This is a genomic window from Microbacterium oxydans (assembly GCF_026559675.1).
In the GTDB taxonomy this organism is placed as follows: Bacteria; Actinomycetota; Actinomycetes; order Actinomycetales; family Microbacteriaceae; genus Microbacterium; species Microbacterium oxydans_D.
In genome coordinates, this window is sequence record NZ_CP092891.1 from 3,665,573 (window position 1) to 3,679,125 (window position 13,553).

A 13,553-nucleotide genomic window follows, 5' to 3' on the forward strand; every position below is an offset into this window, starting at 1 on the left:
GGGACCAGGCTGCAGTCGACTCACCATTCCGCGTGACTCCCGTCCTCGTGACGCCACAGCGGTGAGCGCCAGAGTCCGACGCCGGCGGCCTTGCGCACGGCGGCCTCGTCGACCTCGATGCCGAGTCCCGGTCGGGTCGGCCGTTCGAACCAGCCGTCCTTCACGGTGAGCGGCTCCGTGTCGACGAGATAGTCGAGGAGGTCGGCGCCGTCGTTGTAGTGCACGCCCAGGCTGGACTCCTGCAGGACCGCGTTCGGGCTGGCGATGTCGACCTGCAGGCAGGCCGCGAGGGCGATCGGCCCGAGCGGGCAGTGCGGAGCGAGTCCCACGCCGTGCAGCTCGGCCAGCGCCGCGATGCGTCTGGTCTCGGAGATGCCACCCGCATGCGAGACGTCGGGCTGCGCCAGCGCGATGCCGGATTCGAGCGCGGAGCGGAAGTCCCACCTCGAGTAGAGGCGCTCCCCCGTCGCGATCGCCACGGAGGTGCCCGCGCAGAGCTCGCCGAACCGGTAGGTGAGCTCTGGGGCGAGCGGCTCTTCGAGGAACAGCGGGGCCACGTTGTCCTCCAGCGCGCGGCACATGGTCCTGGCCACGCTGACGGTCCAACGCCCGTGGGCGTCGATCGCGACGTCGCCGCCGGCCATCGCCTCGGAGGCGGAGGCGACGCGTTCGACCACTCCGCGTACGGCATCCCGCGACTCGAGGTGGCGCATCCGTCCGGAGGCGTTCATCTTGACCGCGGTGTAGCCCTCGGCCGCACGGGCAGCTGCCTGGGTGGCGACCTCCGCCGGGTCATCCCCGCCGATCCAGACATAGGCGCGGATGCGGTCGCGCACCGCCCCGCCCAGGAGATCGTGCACCGGCACGCCCAGGACTTTGCCGCGGATGTCCCACAGCGCCTGGTCGATGCCGGAGATCGCGGAGGAGCGCTCGGGACCGCCGCGGTAGAAGCCGCCGCGGGTCATGGTCTGCCAGAGATCCTCGATGCGCGTCGGGTCGGCTCCGATCAGGATCTCGGACAGGGATTCCACCGCCGCAGCCACGACGTCGGCGCTTCCCTCCACGATAGGCTCGCCCCAACCGACCACTCCGTCGTCGGTCTCCATGCGAAGGAACTGCCAGCGCGGGGCCACGCTGAACGTCTCGATCCGACTGATGCGCATCCGGCTCCCTCGCTGAGATGTCTCCCGCGCCGGGTGATCGACGCTAGATAATACTATTATCATAGTATGCACCGCCGGCCTTGTCCGGCAATGCGAGGAAGCAGGGTTGAGCATGGCGACAGTGGCACCTCCAGGGGGAGGGAGCGGCACCGCGAGCGGCGCCGGGACTCTCGACGGCGAAGTGATCCTCGTGACGGGCGGCGCCCAGGGCATCGGCAACGCCGTCGTCCGCGCCGCACGCGCACAGGGCGCGGCCGTCTCGTTCTGCGACCTCGACGCCGCGCGCGTGGACGCCGCGGTCGCCGCCCTCGCCGCCGACGGCCTCGACGTGCACGGCATCGTGGCCGACGTCACCGACGAGGCCGCCGTCACCCGCTGGGTCGAGGCCGCCACGGATGCCCTCGGCGCACCGACCGGCCTGGTCAACAACGCGGGGCGCAACGCCTACAGCGACCCGGCGACGATGACGGTGGACGAGTGGGACGACTTCTTCGACCTCGACCTGAAGGCCTCGTGGCTCTGCGCACGGGCGGTCCTTCCGGCGATGTTCACGGCCGCCGCCGGCTCCATCGTCTCGATCTCGAGCATCCACGCCAAGATGACGATGTCCGGCATGTTCCCCTACGCCGCAGCGAAGGCGGGCCAGCTGGGGTTCACCCGCTCACTCGCTCTCGACGTGGCCGGGCGGGGCGTCCGCGTGAACGCCGTCTCCCCCGGACTCGTGTGGACGCCGCTGTCGGAGACGCACTTCGCCGAGAGGCCGGAGGAGCTCGCCGCCACTCTCGCCGTCCAGCCCATGGGGCGCCCTGCACAGCCCGAGGAGATCGCCGCCGTCGTGTGCTTCCTGCTCTCGCCGGGAGCCTCCTTCGTGAACGGCGCGGACTGGGCCGTCGACGGCGCCTACAGCGCGAGGTTCGCCTGATGGCCGCGCGGCGCGGCCTGCATGGCGTCGTCGTCGACGACCTCGGTCGCCGCATCGTGCACCACGAGATCGTCCCGGGGACGCAGCTCCCGCTGGACGAACTCGGCGAGCAGTACGGGGTGTCCCGCACGGTGGTCCGCGAGACGGTGCGGGTCCTCGAGGCGAAGGGACTCATCGCCGCCCGGCAGAACGTCGGCACGCGTGTGCTCGCCGAGGAGTCGTGGCACGCGCTCGACGTCGATGTCCTCCGCTGGCGGCTCTCCGGGCCGGATGCCCAGAGCGCCCGGCAGGACCTCCTCGAGCTGCGATCCGCGGTCGAGCCCACCGCGGCGCGCCTGGCCGCCCTCCGCCGGGACGCCGAGACCGCCGACCGACTCGTCGCCGCGGCGCAGCGCATGCGCGATGCGCTCGGTCCGAAGGACGTCGACGTCTTCACCGCAGCGGATGTGGACTTCCACGCGACGCTCTTCCAGGCCGCGGGGAACCCGCTGATCGCGGAGCTGCTCTCCCTCGTCGGCGCGGCGCTCGACGACCGCATCCAGGTCGTCGCGAGCCACGGCATCTCGGCCGTCGCGGTCGACCTGCACTGCGAACTCGCCGCCGCCGTCGCAGCGGGAGACGCCGATCGCGCGGCGAGCACCGCCGGCGACCTGATCGTCCGGTCCTACGAAGACTCTCTGTGAGCACACTCTCGTTCGCCGCCGTCGACCTCGCGGACGGCGCACGGACCTCCCGCCTGCGCGGCACGGAGGAGTGGCTGCATCAGCCGACCGGTGAGCGCACCCTCACGGACTTCACCGCCTCCGCACTGGGGGGCTGGGACGAGATGCTGCCGACCGTCGACGCCTGCCGGGTGCCGCACGGGGACTCCTTCGAGGAGTGGGGCGATCACGGAGAGGCGTGGAACCGACGGTGGTCGGGGCAGGAGGACTCGCACTGGGTCGACGTCCGCGGACTGCGACTGCGCCGCACGATCGTCCCGGAGCCGACCGGCGTGCGGCTCGACTACGAGCTCACCTCCGCGCAGACGCGCCCCGTGCAGTGGGCCGCGCATCCGCAGTTCGTCTGGACCCCCGGCACGACCCTCGAGCTCGGCGCCGCGGTGTCGTGGCGGCGCGTGTACCCGGCGGACGAGACGCGGAACCTCGGCCCCGAGGTCGACCCGGGTGCGCTGATCGACTCCGCCGCCGGAGCGAAGTGGTGGTCGATCACCCCGCTCGACCGGGTCGTGCTGCGTCGGCTGGACGGCCGGGGACTGCGCCTCCGCTGGGATCCGGCCGAGCTTCCCGCCGTCGCGCTGTGGATCGATCCGGGCGCCTTCGCCTCCGCACCGGTGATCGCGATCGAGCCCGCGCTCGCACCGTACGACTCCCTCGCGGATGCCGTGTCGGCCGAAGCCGCGCCGATCGTCGGCCCCGGGCGCCCGCTGCGCTGGTGGCTGCGCCTCGAGGAGATCGGCTGATCCAGCGGAGAGGTGGTGCGAGGCGCCGCCACGCCCCGCACCACGAGCGTCATCCGGGGATGCCGATGCGACGCTCCCCGGAGCGGAGCTGCTGGATCACGACCGCGATCACGAGCAGGGCGCCCTGGGCCACATTCTGCCAGAAGGTGTTCACGCCGAGCAGGGTCATGCCGTTGGTCAGGACGCCGAGGAGCACGACCGCGAGGATCGTCCCGGCGATCGTCCCCTTGCCGCCCTTGAGCGCGGCACCACCGAGGGCGGCCGCCGTGATCGCCTGCAGCTCGAGGCCCTCGGAGCCGGAGATCGGCTGACCGGAACCGGTCCGGGCCGTGATCAGGATGCCCGCCACCGCCGCGATCGCACCGGTGACCATGTAGACGCCGATGATGTAGCGGTTGATGTTGATGCCGGCCAGGCGCGAGGCGATGTTGTTGCCGCCGACCGCGTAGATGTTGCGACCGAGCGAGGTGTAGCGCAGCACGACGTGCGCGAGTACCGCGACGATCACGAGCACCCAGATGAGGGTGGGGATGCCGATGATGCCGCCGCGCGCCAGGAAGATGAAGAACGGGTCGGCGCCGGTGTAGCCCTGCGCGCGCCCGTCGGACAGCAGCTGCGCGATCCCCTTGAAGGCCGCGAGCGTGGCCAGGGTGGCGATCACGGGGTTCACCCGTCCGAACACGATGATGCAGCCGTTGACGAGGCCGCACAGCACGCCGATCCCGATCGCGCCGACCACCCCGATCGCGGGGCCGGCGACGGTGAAGATCATCGCCGAGGTCACCGAGGTCAGGCCCGCGATCGATCCGACCGAGATGTCGAGCGCCCCCAGGATGATGACGATCGTCTGGACGACCGCCAGCAGACCCATGATCGAGATCGCCGTGCCGATGACCTTGAGGTTCTGCACGCTGAAGAACAGCGGATTCTGGAGCCCGATGATCGCGACGACGATCACGATGGCCAGGATGAGCGAGAGGTTCTGCACGCCGATCGCGCCGATGGCTCGGCGGAGCGGGGAGAGCGGCCGCGCCTCTGCGGCTGTCGTGTTCGCGACGGTGGTGGTCACGGTGGTGGTTTCCTTTCGGGAGTCGATGCTCATGCGGCGGCCTCTTCGTCCATCGCGAGCGCGAGGATCTTCTCTTCGGTGGCCTCGGTGCGCGGCAGCTCGCCGCTGATGCGCCCGCCGGCCATGACGTAGATGCGATCCGAGACGCCGAGGACCTCGGGCAGCTCGCTGGAGACGACGATGACGGCGACGCCCTCGTGGGCGAGGCGGTCGATGATCGCGTAGATCTCGGATTTCGCGCCGACGTCGATGCCGCGGGTGGGTTCGTCGAGGAGGAGCAGCTTGGGTTTGGTCGCGAGCCAGCGCGCCAGCACGACCTTCTGCTGGTTGCCGCCGGAGAGCTTGCCGACGTGCTGCTCGGTGGAGGGGGTGCGGATGCGCAGGGCGTCGACGTACTCCTGCGCAAGGGCGCGCTCGGCGCGGTCCTTCACGAAGATCCAGCGCGAGAGCTGACGCAGCACGACCAGCGCGGCGTTGTCGCGCACCGAGCGCTCCAGCAGCAGCGCCTCGGCCTTCCGCTCCTCGGGCGCGAAGCCGATGCCGGCGCGGATGCTGTCGGCGGGCTGACGGATGCGGCGGCGCGTGCCGAGCACCCGGATCTCCCCCGAGTGGAGGGCGAAGTCCCCGGCGATCGTCTTCATCAGCTCGCTGCGACCGGCGCCGACGAGTCCGGCGATCCCGACGACCTCACCCGCGCGAACCGTGAGGTCGATGTCGCTCACGTACTGGTTGGAGACCCCGGCGAGCTCGAGCACGACGTCGCCGAGCGGCGCGGGCTCGCGGTGGAAGAACTGGGTGAGGTCGCGCCCCACCATCATCCGGACGAGCTCGTCGTGATCCGTCTCGCCGACCAGCTTGGTGCCGACGAACGCCCCGTCCCGCAGGACCGTGATGCGGTCGGCGAGCTGGAAGATCTCCCCCATCCGATGGGACACGTAGGCGATCGCGACGCCCTCGCTCTGCAGCTTGCGGATCAGCGCGAACAGCAGGGACACCTCGTCATCGCCGAGGGACGAGGTCGGCTCGTCGAAGCAGATGATCTTCGGGCGGCTGATCACCGCGCGCATGATCTCGACGATCTGCCGCTGCGCCGGGGAGAGCTCGGAGCCGAGCGTGTCCGCCTTGATGACGCGGTGGAAGCCCCAGCGGGTCAGCTCCTCGCGGGCGCGGGCGAGCAGGTCGCCGCGGCGGTAGGCGAGTCCGCCGAGTGCGCCGACGTAGATGTTCTCGGCGACCGACACCCAGGGGATGATCTCCGGCTCCTGGGCGATGACGCGCAGGCCCGCGGCCCTGGCATCGGCCGGCTCGGCGAAGTGGACGGGCTCTCCGTCGATGAGCAGCTCACCGTCGTCGGGCCGGTAGTCCCCGTTGAGGATCTTGAGCAGCGTCGACTTGCCCGCCCCGTTCTCGCCCATCAGCGCGGTGACCTCGCCCGCGCGCAGTTCCAGCTCGACGCCACGGAGTGCTCGCACGACGCCGAAGCTCTTCGTGACACCCGTGGCCCGTAAAACGATCGATTCTTCCGGCACTTCCTCTTCACCTCTCCGTCGTCGGGATGTCGACGCGGGGGCGACCCGTCCGGCCGCCCCCGCGTGTGCAGCCGATCAGGTGCAGACCACGCCCTTGTCCTCCCAGTTGGTCGCATCCACGATCTCCGTGTTCGCGACCGTCTTGGGGGGCAGCTCCGTACCGTCGCGCAGCAGCGCGATCATGGAGCCGACGGCGGCCTTGCCGACCTCGACGCCGGAGATGAACAGGGCCGACCTGTTGCCGGTCTCCTGTCCGGCGTTCCAGTCCTTGCAGGTCAGGTAGGCGCCGAGTCCGACGCCGGCGATGTCGGCGGGGGCGACGCCCGAGTTCTGCAGCGCCGTCACGACGCCGGTCTCGTTCTCGTCGTTGCAGCCCCAGACGACCCAGTGCTTCACGCCCGAGTTCGCGGTGATGACGGCGCCGGCCTTGTCCTGCGCGTCGGTGGCCGAGTTGTCGGTGCCGATGTCGATGACCTTCGGGCCGTCGGCGACGGCCTCCGCGAAGGCGGATGCCGCGCCCTCGACGCGCTCGACGCAGTTCGGCTGGTCCTGGCGGTAGGCGGAGAGGATGCGGGTGTCCGCCGCGGTCCATCCGGCCTCCTGGTACAGGCGCGCGGCTTCGGCGCCGACCTTCTCGCCCATCGACGTGCCGTCGAACCCGGTGAAGGCGGCGGCCGCTCCGGCACTGTCCTCGATCGGGTCGTCGGCGGCCATGATCGGGATCCCGGCCTCGTTGGCGAGCTGGATCACCTGCGGGCCGATCTTGCCGTCCGGCACGACGATGATGATGCCGTCGACCTGCTGCGCGATCGCGGCCTCGACCTCGGAGATGGCCTTGTTGGCGTCGGTCCCGAGGTCGACGACGTTGACCGTGACGTCGCCCGCGGCCTTGGCCGCGTCCTTCGCGCCGGTCGCCTCGTCGATGAAGTACTGCTGGTCGCCCTGCTTCTGCAGGAGGGCGATGGTGAGGGCTCCGTCCTTCGCACCACCGGAGGCGACGGGTCCTTCCGTGGTCTCCTGCCCGGAGGAACAGGCGGCGAGTGCGGCGATGGTCAGTGCCGTGACCCCGGCTGCGGCGAGCCGGAGCCATGCGGGTCGAGCTGCGTGCTGCTTCATCAGCGATCCTTATCTTCTTCGATGCGCCGGCATCGCTGCCGGTGGGATGTGATCCGCTCCTTGCGCGGGTAAACATATAATATGCATAATCGACGGCAACGCAACGAATATTGCCTATTCGCGATTCGAGATGGTGTTCGACGGACGCCTGCACCCCGGCATCGATCAATGGAGAACGAAGTGCGCCCGAGACGAGACACAGCATGAGCGCCGAGAACATCGGACGCCGCCCCCTGCGCTCTCGCGCCTGGCTCGGCGAGAACGGGAAGAACGGGTTCATCGCCCGCCATCACCTCCGGCAGTCCGGCCTCTCCGGGCGCCAGTTCGACGGCCGGCCGGTGATCGGGATCGCGAACACCTGGTCGGAGCTGACGCCGTGCAACATCCACCTGAAGGGGCTCGCCGACGCCGCGCGCCGCGGCATCCAGCAGGCGGGCGGCACGGCGTTGGAGTTCCCGGTCCTGTCCCTCGGCGAGCCGTTCATGCGCCCCTCGTCGATGATCTACCGCAACATGATGGCGATGGAGCTCGAGGAGCTCTGCCGCGCCAATCCCCTCGACGCCGTCGTGGTCCTCACCGGATGCGACAAGACGACTCCCGCCGCCCTCATGGCGCTCGCGAGCGTCGACATCCCCTCGATCATGCTCACGGGCGGGCCCATGCTGAACGGCCGGTTCCGGGGTCGTGCCGTCGGCAGCGGCACCGACATCTGGCGGATGACCGAGGGTCTGCGCGCCGGAGAGGTGACGCAGGAGGAGTTCGCCGAGTTCGAGAGCTGCCTGAACCGCTCGGCCGGCCACTGCATGACCATGGGAACCGCGTCCACGATGGCGAGCATCACCGAGGCCCTGGGCATGCAGCTGCCGGGCGGCGCCGCGCTCCCCGCCGTCGACTCGCGGCGGCTCGTGCTCGCGGAGGACACCGGAGCCCGCGCCGTCGAACTCGCGCTCGAAGGTCTGCGACCGTCGGCGATCATGACGCGGGAGGCGATCGAGAACGCCCTCGTCGTCAATGCCGCATGCGGGGGTTCCACGAACGCCGTGCTGCACCTGCTGGCCATCGCGGGGCGACGGGGGGTGCCGCTCTCCCTCGACGACATCGACGAGTTCAGCCGCGCGATCCCGCTGCTGGTCGACCTCATGCCGAGCGGCCGGTTCCTCATGGAGGAGTTCGCCTACGCCGGCGGAGTGCCCGCGCTGATGAAGGAGCTCGGCGACCTGCTGCACACCGCTGCGCCCACCATCACGGGCCGCACCCTGGGCGAGAACGTCGCGGCCGCCCGCAACGACGACCCCGAGGTGATCCGGCCGCTGTCGAATCCGGTGCAGCCCGCGGGTTCGGGGACCGCGGTGCTGCGCGGCAATCTCGCGCCGGACGGCGCCGTGATCAAGGTGAGCGCCGCCGAGCCCCACCTGCTCGACCACACGGGCACGGCTCTGGTCTTCGACGATCTCGAGTCGTACCTCGCGGTCGCCGCGGACCCGGATCTGGACGTCACGGCCGACACGGTGCTCATCGTCCGGGGCTGCGGACCGCGGGGGTACCCGGGCATGCCGGAGGTGGGCAACCTGCCGCTCCCGAAGAAGCTGCTCGATCAGGGGGTGCGCGACCTGGTGCGGATCTCGGATGCGCGGATGAGCGGGACGGCATACGGCGCGTGCGTGCTCCACGTCGCTCCGGAGTCGGCGGCGGGCGGCCCGCTCGCGCTCGTGCGGACCGGAGACACGGTGCGACTGAACGTGGCCGAACGGTCGCTCGACATGCTCGTCGACGACGCGGAGCTGGCGCGCCGGCGGACCGAGCTTCCGGCACCGCCCGCCGCGAGCACGCGCGGCTGGACCCGGCTCTACACCGACCACGTGCTGCAGGCCGACCAGGGCGTCGACCTCGACTTCCTCGTCGGCTCCAGCGGCGACGAACCGTCGCGCAGCCCGTTCTGACCCGAAGGAGCCGTTCCCGTGAACCGCACACTCATCGAAGGCGTCTGCCCCGTCGTGGAGACGCCGTTCACCACGGAGGGCCGGATCGACCTGGCGTCGTTCCGTGTCCTCATCCGGTCACTCGCCGCCGCGGGGGTGCGGAACGTGATGTACCCCGGGTTCGCGAGCGAGTTCTACAAGCTGACGGATCAGGAGCGCGACGAGCTCACCGGCGTGCTGCTCGATGAGGCGCACCGTCACGACATGATCGTGGCGGTGTCCGTGCCCGACCACGCCACCGTCGTCGCCGTCGAGCGCGCGCGCCGCGCCGTCGAGCAGGGCGCCGACATGATCAACATCCTCCCGCCCCACGTGCAGAGTCCGAGCGGCGTCGCCGTCCGTGCGCACATCCGCGCCGTGCTCGATGCGATCGGTTCGACGCCGGCGATCCTGCAGTACGCGCCGGCGCAGACCGGCACCGCGCTCGACGCGACCATCATCGCCGATCTGGCCGCGACGAGCCCGAACCTCGTGCAGGTGAAGGTGGAGTCCGTCCCGCCCGGGCAGCTCATCTCGGCGCTGCGTGAGGCGGCGCCCGCCCTGTCGTGCGTCGTGGGTTACGCGGGCGTGCAGCTCATCGACGCCCTGCGCCGTGGAGCGGTCGGCGTGCAACCCGGCTCGTCGTTCCCTGAGATCTACCTCGCCATCTGGGCCGCCTGGAGCGGCGGCGACCACGAGCAGGCGGCCACGGTGCACGCGCGCCTCCTCCCCTACATCTCGTACTGGATGCAGTCGGTCGAGCTGATCATCGCCGCGGAGAAGGAGATCTCCGCACGTCGCGGCATCCTCGACACCGCGATCTGCCGCGCGCCGGCCCGCGACCTCGACGCCGAGGAGCACGCGATGATCGACCGGTTCCTCGTCGAGTTCGACGATCTCCTCCGACCCGGCTCGAAGGCGATTAGCATTCAAGGATGACGAACACCGATCCGATCGACGACATCTCCATCGGCGGTGAGGTGATCCGCCTCGGGCAGTTCCTCAAGTTCGCCGGCCTCCTCGACTCGGGCGGGGACGCCAAAGAGGTCATCATCGACGGCTACGTGACGGTCAACGGCGAGGTGGATCGTCGCCGGGGACGCCAGTTGCGCGACGGAGACCTCGTCTCGTTCGAGGGCCGCACCGTCCGCGTCCGCCCCTGACCGCAGGCCTCAGCGGCTGTCCGACGGAAGCACGCTCCGAACCGTGACCACGATCAGCGCGACGAGGAGCCCGACGATCGCCAGGTCGGCGGCGATGTACGCGTAGTGCGCCCAGTTCGTGCCCGGCGCCTCGGCCCCGGCGATCACGAGATCACTGCGCTGGTTCAGCACCGGCCGGATGACGATGACCTCGATGAGGAAGACCACCCAGATCGCGCCTAGGATGCCGAGCATCGTGCGCCCCGCCCTCGCCCGCACGCTCACGAGCGTGAGCGCGATCAGGACGACGCCGGCGAGCACGTTCAGCGCCGTGAAGACGAGCCGCCCGATCCCGAGGCCGATCGGGATCGTCACCTCGGGTGCGAGGAACTTCAGCGGCGCCTCGAGGAATGAGATCGCGATGATCGCACCGAGCAGGAACGCCGGCAGCAGCAGACGGAGGGCGGTGGTCGTGCGCGCCATGGAAGTCACGAAATCCTCATCTCCCGCTCATCGCCGGTGCTTCGACGCTACTCCGACCGGATGCGTTCGCGGCGCCTGACGGCCGGAGAAATGCGACTGGCCGTCACAGCCACTCGATCACCTGCTCCACGAGGATCGCGCAGCCGATGACGATCATGGCGATGCCCGCGAGTCGCGTGACCAGGGCGCTCGCCCGCGGCCGGGTCCGCAGCAGCCGACGCGCGAGCAGTCCGACCGTCGTGTAGACGATCGCGATGTTGAGGATGTGGAGCCCGCCGAGGGCGAGCATCTGCACCGTCGAGGACCATCCGTCCGGGCTGGTGAACTGCGGCAGCAGGGCGAGCAGGAGCAGCAGACCCTTGGGGTTGATGCCGCTCACCCCCGACCCGCGGAGGAACTGCGCCCAGCCGCTGCTCGCGATCGGTTCGCCGCTCTCGGCGATGGGTGCCGGCCGGCTGGCGAGCGTGGTGCCGCCGAGGAACACGAGGTAGAGGGCGCCGACCACGGTCAGGGTCGTGAGAGTCACCGGGTAGGCGGTGACGAGGGCACCGAGACCCACCGCCACGGCGACGATCACCACGATGTACCCGGCGATCATGCCGAGGATGGAGGGCGCGATGGAACGGGCCCGGAGCCCGGCGGAGATCGCGTACGCCCAGTCGGCGCCCGGCGTCAGCGCGAGCATCGCGGCGACGACCCAGAACTGCATGACCAGGGTGATGTCCATCGGTCCTCCTCAATCCGAGGAAGAGACTACGAAGAATCCGGCGAGAGGTGCTTCGATTCTTCGCCTGATCACGCCTTCCACGTGCAAGGATTGTCGCCATGGATGCGCTTGACCGGGAGATCCTCTCACTGCTGCAGGATGATGGCCGGATGAGCGCCACGAACCTGGCCGCGCAGGTCGGTCTGAGCCTCTCCGCCTGCCATCGCCGGCTCAAGGAGCTGGAGCAGTCCGGCGCGATCGAGCGTTACCGCGCGGTGGTCGCCCCCGCGGCCGTCGGACTCACGTTCGAGGCGATCGTCTTCGTCACGATCGGCCGCACGGACAAGGACACGATCATCGCGTTCGAGGAGGCGGTCGTGTCCATCCCCGCCGTCGTCGAGGCGCAGCGCCTGTTCGGCGACCCGGACTACATGCTGCGCATCCTCACGCGCGACATGGGCTCGTACCAGGAGCTGTACGACAACACGCTCGGAGCTCTCCCCGGCGTGCAGCGCCTCACGTCGACCATGGTGATGAAGCGCCTCGGCGCCGACCGCGCGGTCCCGATCCCCTGAGACGCACGGCCGGCCGTCAGCCGCGATTCCAGTGCCGGAGCTTGTCCGGGTTGCACACGACCCACACGCTCGACAGCAGCCGGGCACGCGCTTCGGCGGTCACAGCAGCGACCACGACGTCCTTCCGGGAGAGGACGAAACCCGGCACCCCGTTGATCGATGCCACGGTGGCCGACGTCTCGTCCGCCGACACCGCGACCAGGGCGGCCGCGGCGGCGAAGCGTCCCTCCACGGGAGTCGTCGGCACGGCCACGAGTCCTCCGCCGTCGATGATCGCGACCGCATCCGGGCGGAGGATGTCACGGATCGCGCACTCATCCGCCGCCACCATCGCGTCCGCGAGGTCCTGCATCATGCGCCGGTCGGGGGCACCACGACGTCTCCGGCGCAACCACGCCGGGTACTGCCTCGGGATCATGCGCCGACCGCGGTGACGTGGCCGAGCTTGTGCGGACTCATCACCCAGAGGAGCTGGAGGATGCCCTCGGCCGACGTCGTCACGGTGACGACCGTGGTGACCTCGCCGTTCTCCGTGAGCGTCGCCGCCGGCTGCCCGTTGACGTGCACCCAGTCGATCGACTTGCCGGTCCAGAAGTGATGCGCGAACGCCGCGACGAAGGTCGCGACCCGCCCCCGCCCGCTGACCGGGATCCGCGCCGCGAGCTTCACCCCGTTGCCGTCCGTGTAGCTGACGACGTCTTCGGCGAAGAGCTTCTCGAGCTCGTGCGCATCGCCCTTCTGCGCGGCGATCAGGAACGCCTCGAGAAGTCGGCGCTGCTCCGACGGCTCGACCGTCGTCTGGCGCGCAGAGGCCAGATGCCCTCGCGCTCGGCTGACGAGCTGCCTGGCGCTCACGACGCTCGACGAGATCACTTCGGCGATGCGCGGATACGGATAGTCGAAGGCCTCACGCAGGATGTAGGCGGCACGTTCGGTGGGTGTCAGCTTCTCGAGGGTCAGCAGGATCGCGAACTGCAGCGCTTCGGCGCGCTCGGCCCCGAGCGCCGGATCGGCGTCCGTGTTCACGGGCTCGGGGAGCCACGGGCCGATGTACGTCTCGCGCCGCGTGTGGGCGGACTGGAGGACGTTGATCGAGAGTCTCGTCGCGATCGTCGCCAGGAACGCCGCCGGTTCCGCCACCTGAGCCCGATCGGTGTTCTGCCATCGGATCCAGGTGTCCTGGACGATGTCCTCGGCATCGGCCACGGTGCCCAGCATGCGGTAGGCGATCCCGAACAGACGGCGGCGCTGCGCGGCGAAGACGTCCACCGCATCGTCGAGGTCGGCGGGCTGCCGGCCGGAATCGCTCCTGGAGTTCACTCGTCCGGTCTCCTTCTCCTGCGTGTGGCCAACGTAGCGCTTTCCCTCGGAAGCTCAGACCGCGCAGCACGCCGATCCGTGACAGGGCGACGACAGCTCTGTCACACG

At 70.1% G+C, this 13,553-nt stretch carries 15 protein-coding genes; 7 read left to right on the top strand and 8 right to left on the bottom strand.

Features of this window, described 5'->3' with window-relative positions; translation table 11 throughout:
- Nucleotides 1–20 precede the first annotated feature (20 nt).
- Nucleotides 21–1,163 carry a galactonate dehydratase gene (gene dgoD / locus MME74_RS17765; RefSeq protein ID WP_267416447.1) on the bottom strand — a complete coding sequence of 381 codons (1,143 nt, stop codon included), beginning with the start codon at nucleotides 1,161–1,163 and terminating at the stop codon, nucleotides 21–23.
- Nucleotides 1,164–1,275: 112 nt separating this feature from the next.
- Between dgoD and MME74_RS17770 the strand changes: the two genes are divergently transcribed.
- The 3 genes from MME74_RS17770 to MME74_RS17780 are packed head-to-tail and all read left to right on the top strand — an operon-like array spanning nucleotide 1,276 to nucleotide 3,547.
- Complete coding sequence (locus MME74_RS17770) at nucleotides 1,276–2,085, top strand: SDR family NAD(P)-dependent oxidoreductase (protein WP_267416448.1); 810 nt, start codon at nucleotides 1,276–1,278, stop codon at nucleotides 2,083–2,085.
- Nucleotides 2,085–2,768, top strand: coding sequence for a FadR/GntR family transcriptional regulator (locus tag MME74_RS17775; protein ID WP_267416449.1), 684 nt, complete (start codon nucleotides 2,085–2,087; stop codon nucleotides 2,766–2,768). Before MME74_RS17770 ends, MME74_RS17775 begins: the two co-directional genes overlap by 1 nt.
- Nucleotides 2,765–3,547, top strand: coding sequence for a hypothetical protein (locus MME74_RS17780; RefSeq protein ID WP_267416450.1), 783 nt, complete (start codon nucleotides 2,765–2,767; stop codon nucleotides 3,545–3,547). The genes MME74_RS17775 and MME74_RS17780 overlap by 4 nt, the downstream gene beginning before the upstream one ends.
- Nucleotides 3,548–3,596: 49 nt before the next feature.
- Here the strand turns inward: MME74_RS17780 and MME74_RS17785 are convergent, their stop codons facing one another.
- The 3 genes from MME74_RS17785 to MME74_RS17795 all read right to left on the bottom strand — a co-directional run bounded on the left by MME74_RS17785 (nucleotide 3,597) and on the right by MME74_RS17795 (nucleotide 7,261).
- Nucleotides 3,597–4,649, bottom strand: coding sequence for an ABC transporter permease (locus MME74_RS17785; protein WP_267416451.1), 1,053 nt, complete (start codon nucleotides 4,647–4,649; stop codon nucleotides 3,597–3,599).
- Nucleotides 4,646–6,145, bottom strand: coding sequence for a sugar ABC transporter ATP-binding protein (locus MME74_RS17790; protein WP_267416452.1), 1,500 nt, complete (start codon nucleotides 6,143–6,145; stop codon nucleotides 4,646–4,648). Before MME74_RS17790 ends, MME74_RS17785 begins: the two co-directional genes overlap by 4 nt.
- Nucleotides 6,146–6,220: 75 nt before the next feature.
- A complete protein-coding gene (locus MME74_RS17795) occupies nucleotides 6,221–7,261 on the bottom strand; it encodes a substrate-binding domain-containing protein (protein WP_267416453.1) in 1,041 nt (346 codons plus the stop codon).
- A gap of 203 nt (nucleotides 7,262–7,464) precedes the next feature.
- Between MME74_RS17795 and MME74_RS17800 the strand changes: the two genes are divergently transcribed.
- From MME74_RS17800 to MME74_RS17810, 3 genes are read left to right on the top strand one after another with little or no spacing between them, the layout of a single operon-like run.
- On the top strand, nucleotides 7,465–9,201 hold the full coding sequence (locus MME74_RS17800; protein ID WP_267416454.1) for an IlvD/Edd family dehydratase: 1,737 nt from the start codon (nucleotides 7,465–7,467) through the stop codon (nucleotides 9,199–9,201).
- An 18-nt stretch (nucleotides 9,202–9,219) separates the two neighbouring features.
- On the top strand, nucleotides 9,220–10,158 hold the full coding sequence (locus tag MME74_RS17805; RefSeq protein ID WP_267416455.1) for a dihydrodipicolinate synthase family protein: 939 nt from the start codon (nucleotides 9,220–9,222) through the stop codon (nucleotides 10,156–10,158).
- Nucleotides 10,155–10,382, top strand: coding sequence for an RNA-binding S4 domain-containing protein (locus tag MME74_RS17810; RefSeq protein ID WP_267416456.1), 228 nt, complete (start codon nucleotides 10,155–10,157; stop codon nucleotides 10,380–10,382). Before MME74_RS17805 ends, MME74_RS17810 begins: the two co-directional genes overlap by 4 nt.
- Before the next feature lie 9 nt (nucleotides 10,383–10,391).
- Here MME74_RS17810 and MME74_RS17815 read toward each other — a convergent pair whose 3' ends face one another.
- Complete coding sequence (locus MME74_RS17815; RefSeq protein WP_267416457.1) at nucleotides 10,392–10,844, bottom strand: hypothetical protein; 453 nt, start codon at nucleotides 10,842–10,844, stop codon at nucleotides 10,392–10,394.
- A 103-nt stretch (nucleotides 10,845–10,947) separates the two neighbouring features.
- The gene (locus tag MME74_RS17820; RefSeq protein WP_267416458.1) at nucleotides 10,948–11,571 is read right to left on the bottom strand and encodes a LysE family translocator; all 624 of its coding nucleotides are present in this window, start codon (nucleotides 11,569–11,571) and stop codon (nucleotides 10,948–10,950) included.
- A 98-nt stretch (nucleotides 11,572–11,669) separates the two neighbouring features.
- Between MME74_RS17820 and MME74_RS17825 the strand changes: the two genes are divergently transcribed.
- A complete protein-coding gene (locus tag MME74_RS17825) occupies nucleotides 11,670–12,125 on the top strand; it encodes an Lrp/AsnC family transcriptional regulator (protein ID WP_267416459.1) in 456 nt (151 codons plus the stop codon).
- A gap of 16 nt (nucleotides 12,126–12,141) precedes the next feature.
- Here MME74_RS17825 and MME74_RS17830 read toward each other — a convergent pair whose 3' ends face one another.
- Both MME74_RS17830 and MME74_RS17835 read right to left on the bottom strand, forming a co-directional pair.
- Nucleotides 12,142–12,543 (bottom strand): hypothetical protein, encoded by a 402-nt coding sequence (locus tag MME74_RS17830; protein WP_267416460.1) that lies wholly within the window; start codon nucleotides 12,541–12,543, stop codon nucleotides 12,142–12,144.
- Complete coding sequence (locus MME74_RS17835) at nucleotides 12,540–13,445, bottom strand: RNA polymerase sigma-70 factor (RefSeq protein ID WP_267416461.1); 906 nt, start codon at nucleotides 13,443–13,445, stop codon at nucleotides 12,540–12,542. Before MME74_RS17835 ends, MME74_RS17830 begins: the two co-directional genes overlap by 4 nt.
- Between the last annotated feature and the right edge of the window lie 108 nt (nucleotides 13,446–13,553).

Bases quoted from the DNA above. Each gene is read 5' to 3' on its own strand.
- dgoD (WP_267416447.1), bottom strand. From the start codon at position 1,163: ATGCGCATCAGTCGGATCGAGACGTTCAGCGTGGCCCCGCGCTGGCAG.
- MME74_RS17770 (WP_267416448.1), top strand. From the start codon at position 1,276: ATGGCGACAGTGGCACCTCCAGGGGGAGGGAGCGGCACCGCGAGCGGC.
- MME74_RS17775 (WP_267416449.1), top strand. From the start codon at position 2,085: ATGGCCGCGCGGCGCGGCCTGCATGGCGTCGTCGTCGACGACCTCGGT.
- MME74_RS17785 (WP_267416451.1), bottom strand. From the start codon at position 4,649: ATGAGCATCGACTCCCGAAAGGAAACCACCACCGTGACCACCACCGTC.
- MME74_RS17795 (WP_267416453.1), bottom strand. From the start codon at position 7,261: ATGAAGCAGCACGCAGCTCGACCCGCATGGCTCCGGCTCGCCGCAGCC.
- MME74_RS17800 (WP_267416454.1), top strand. From the start codon at position 7,465: ATGAGCGCCGAGAACATCGGACGCCGCCCCCTGCGCTCTCGCGCCTGG.
- MME74_RS17810 (WP_267416456.1), top strand. From the start codon at position 10,155: ATGACGAACACCGATCCGATCGACGACATCTCCATCGGCGGTGAGGTG.
- MME74_RS17815 (WP_267416457.1), bottom strand. From the start codon at position 10,844: ATGGCGCGCACGACCACCGCCCTCCGTCTGCTGCTGCCGGCGTTCCTG.
- MME74_RS17820 (WP_267416458.1), bottom strand. From the start codon at position 11,571: ATGGACATCACCCTGGTCATGCAGTTCTGGGTCGTCGCCGCGATGCTC.
- MME74_RS17825 (WP_267416459.1), top strand. From the start codon at position 11,670: ATGGATGCGCTTGACCGGGAGATCCTCTCACTGCTGCAGGATGATGGC.
- MME74_RS17830 (WP_267416460.1), bottom strand. From the start codon at position 12,543: ATGATCCCGAGGCAGTACCCGGCGTGGTTGCGCCGGAGACGTCGTGGT.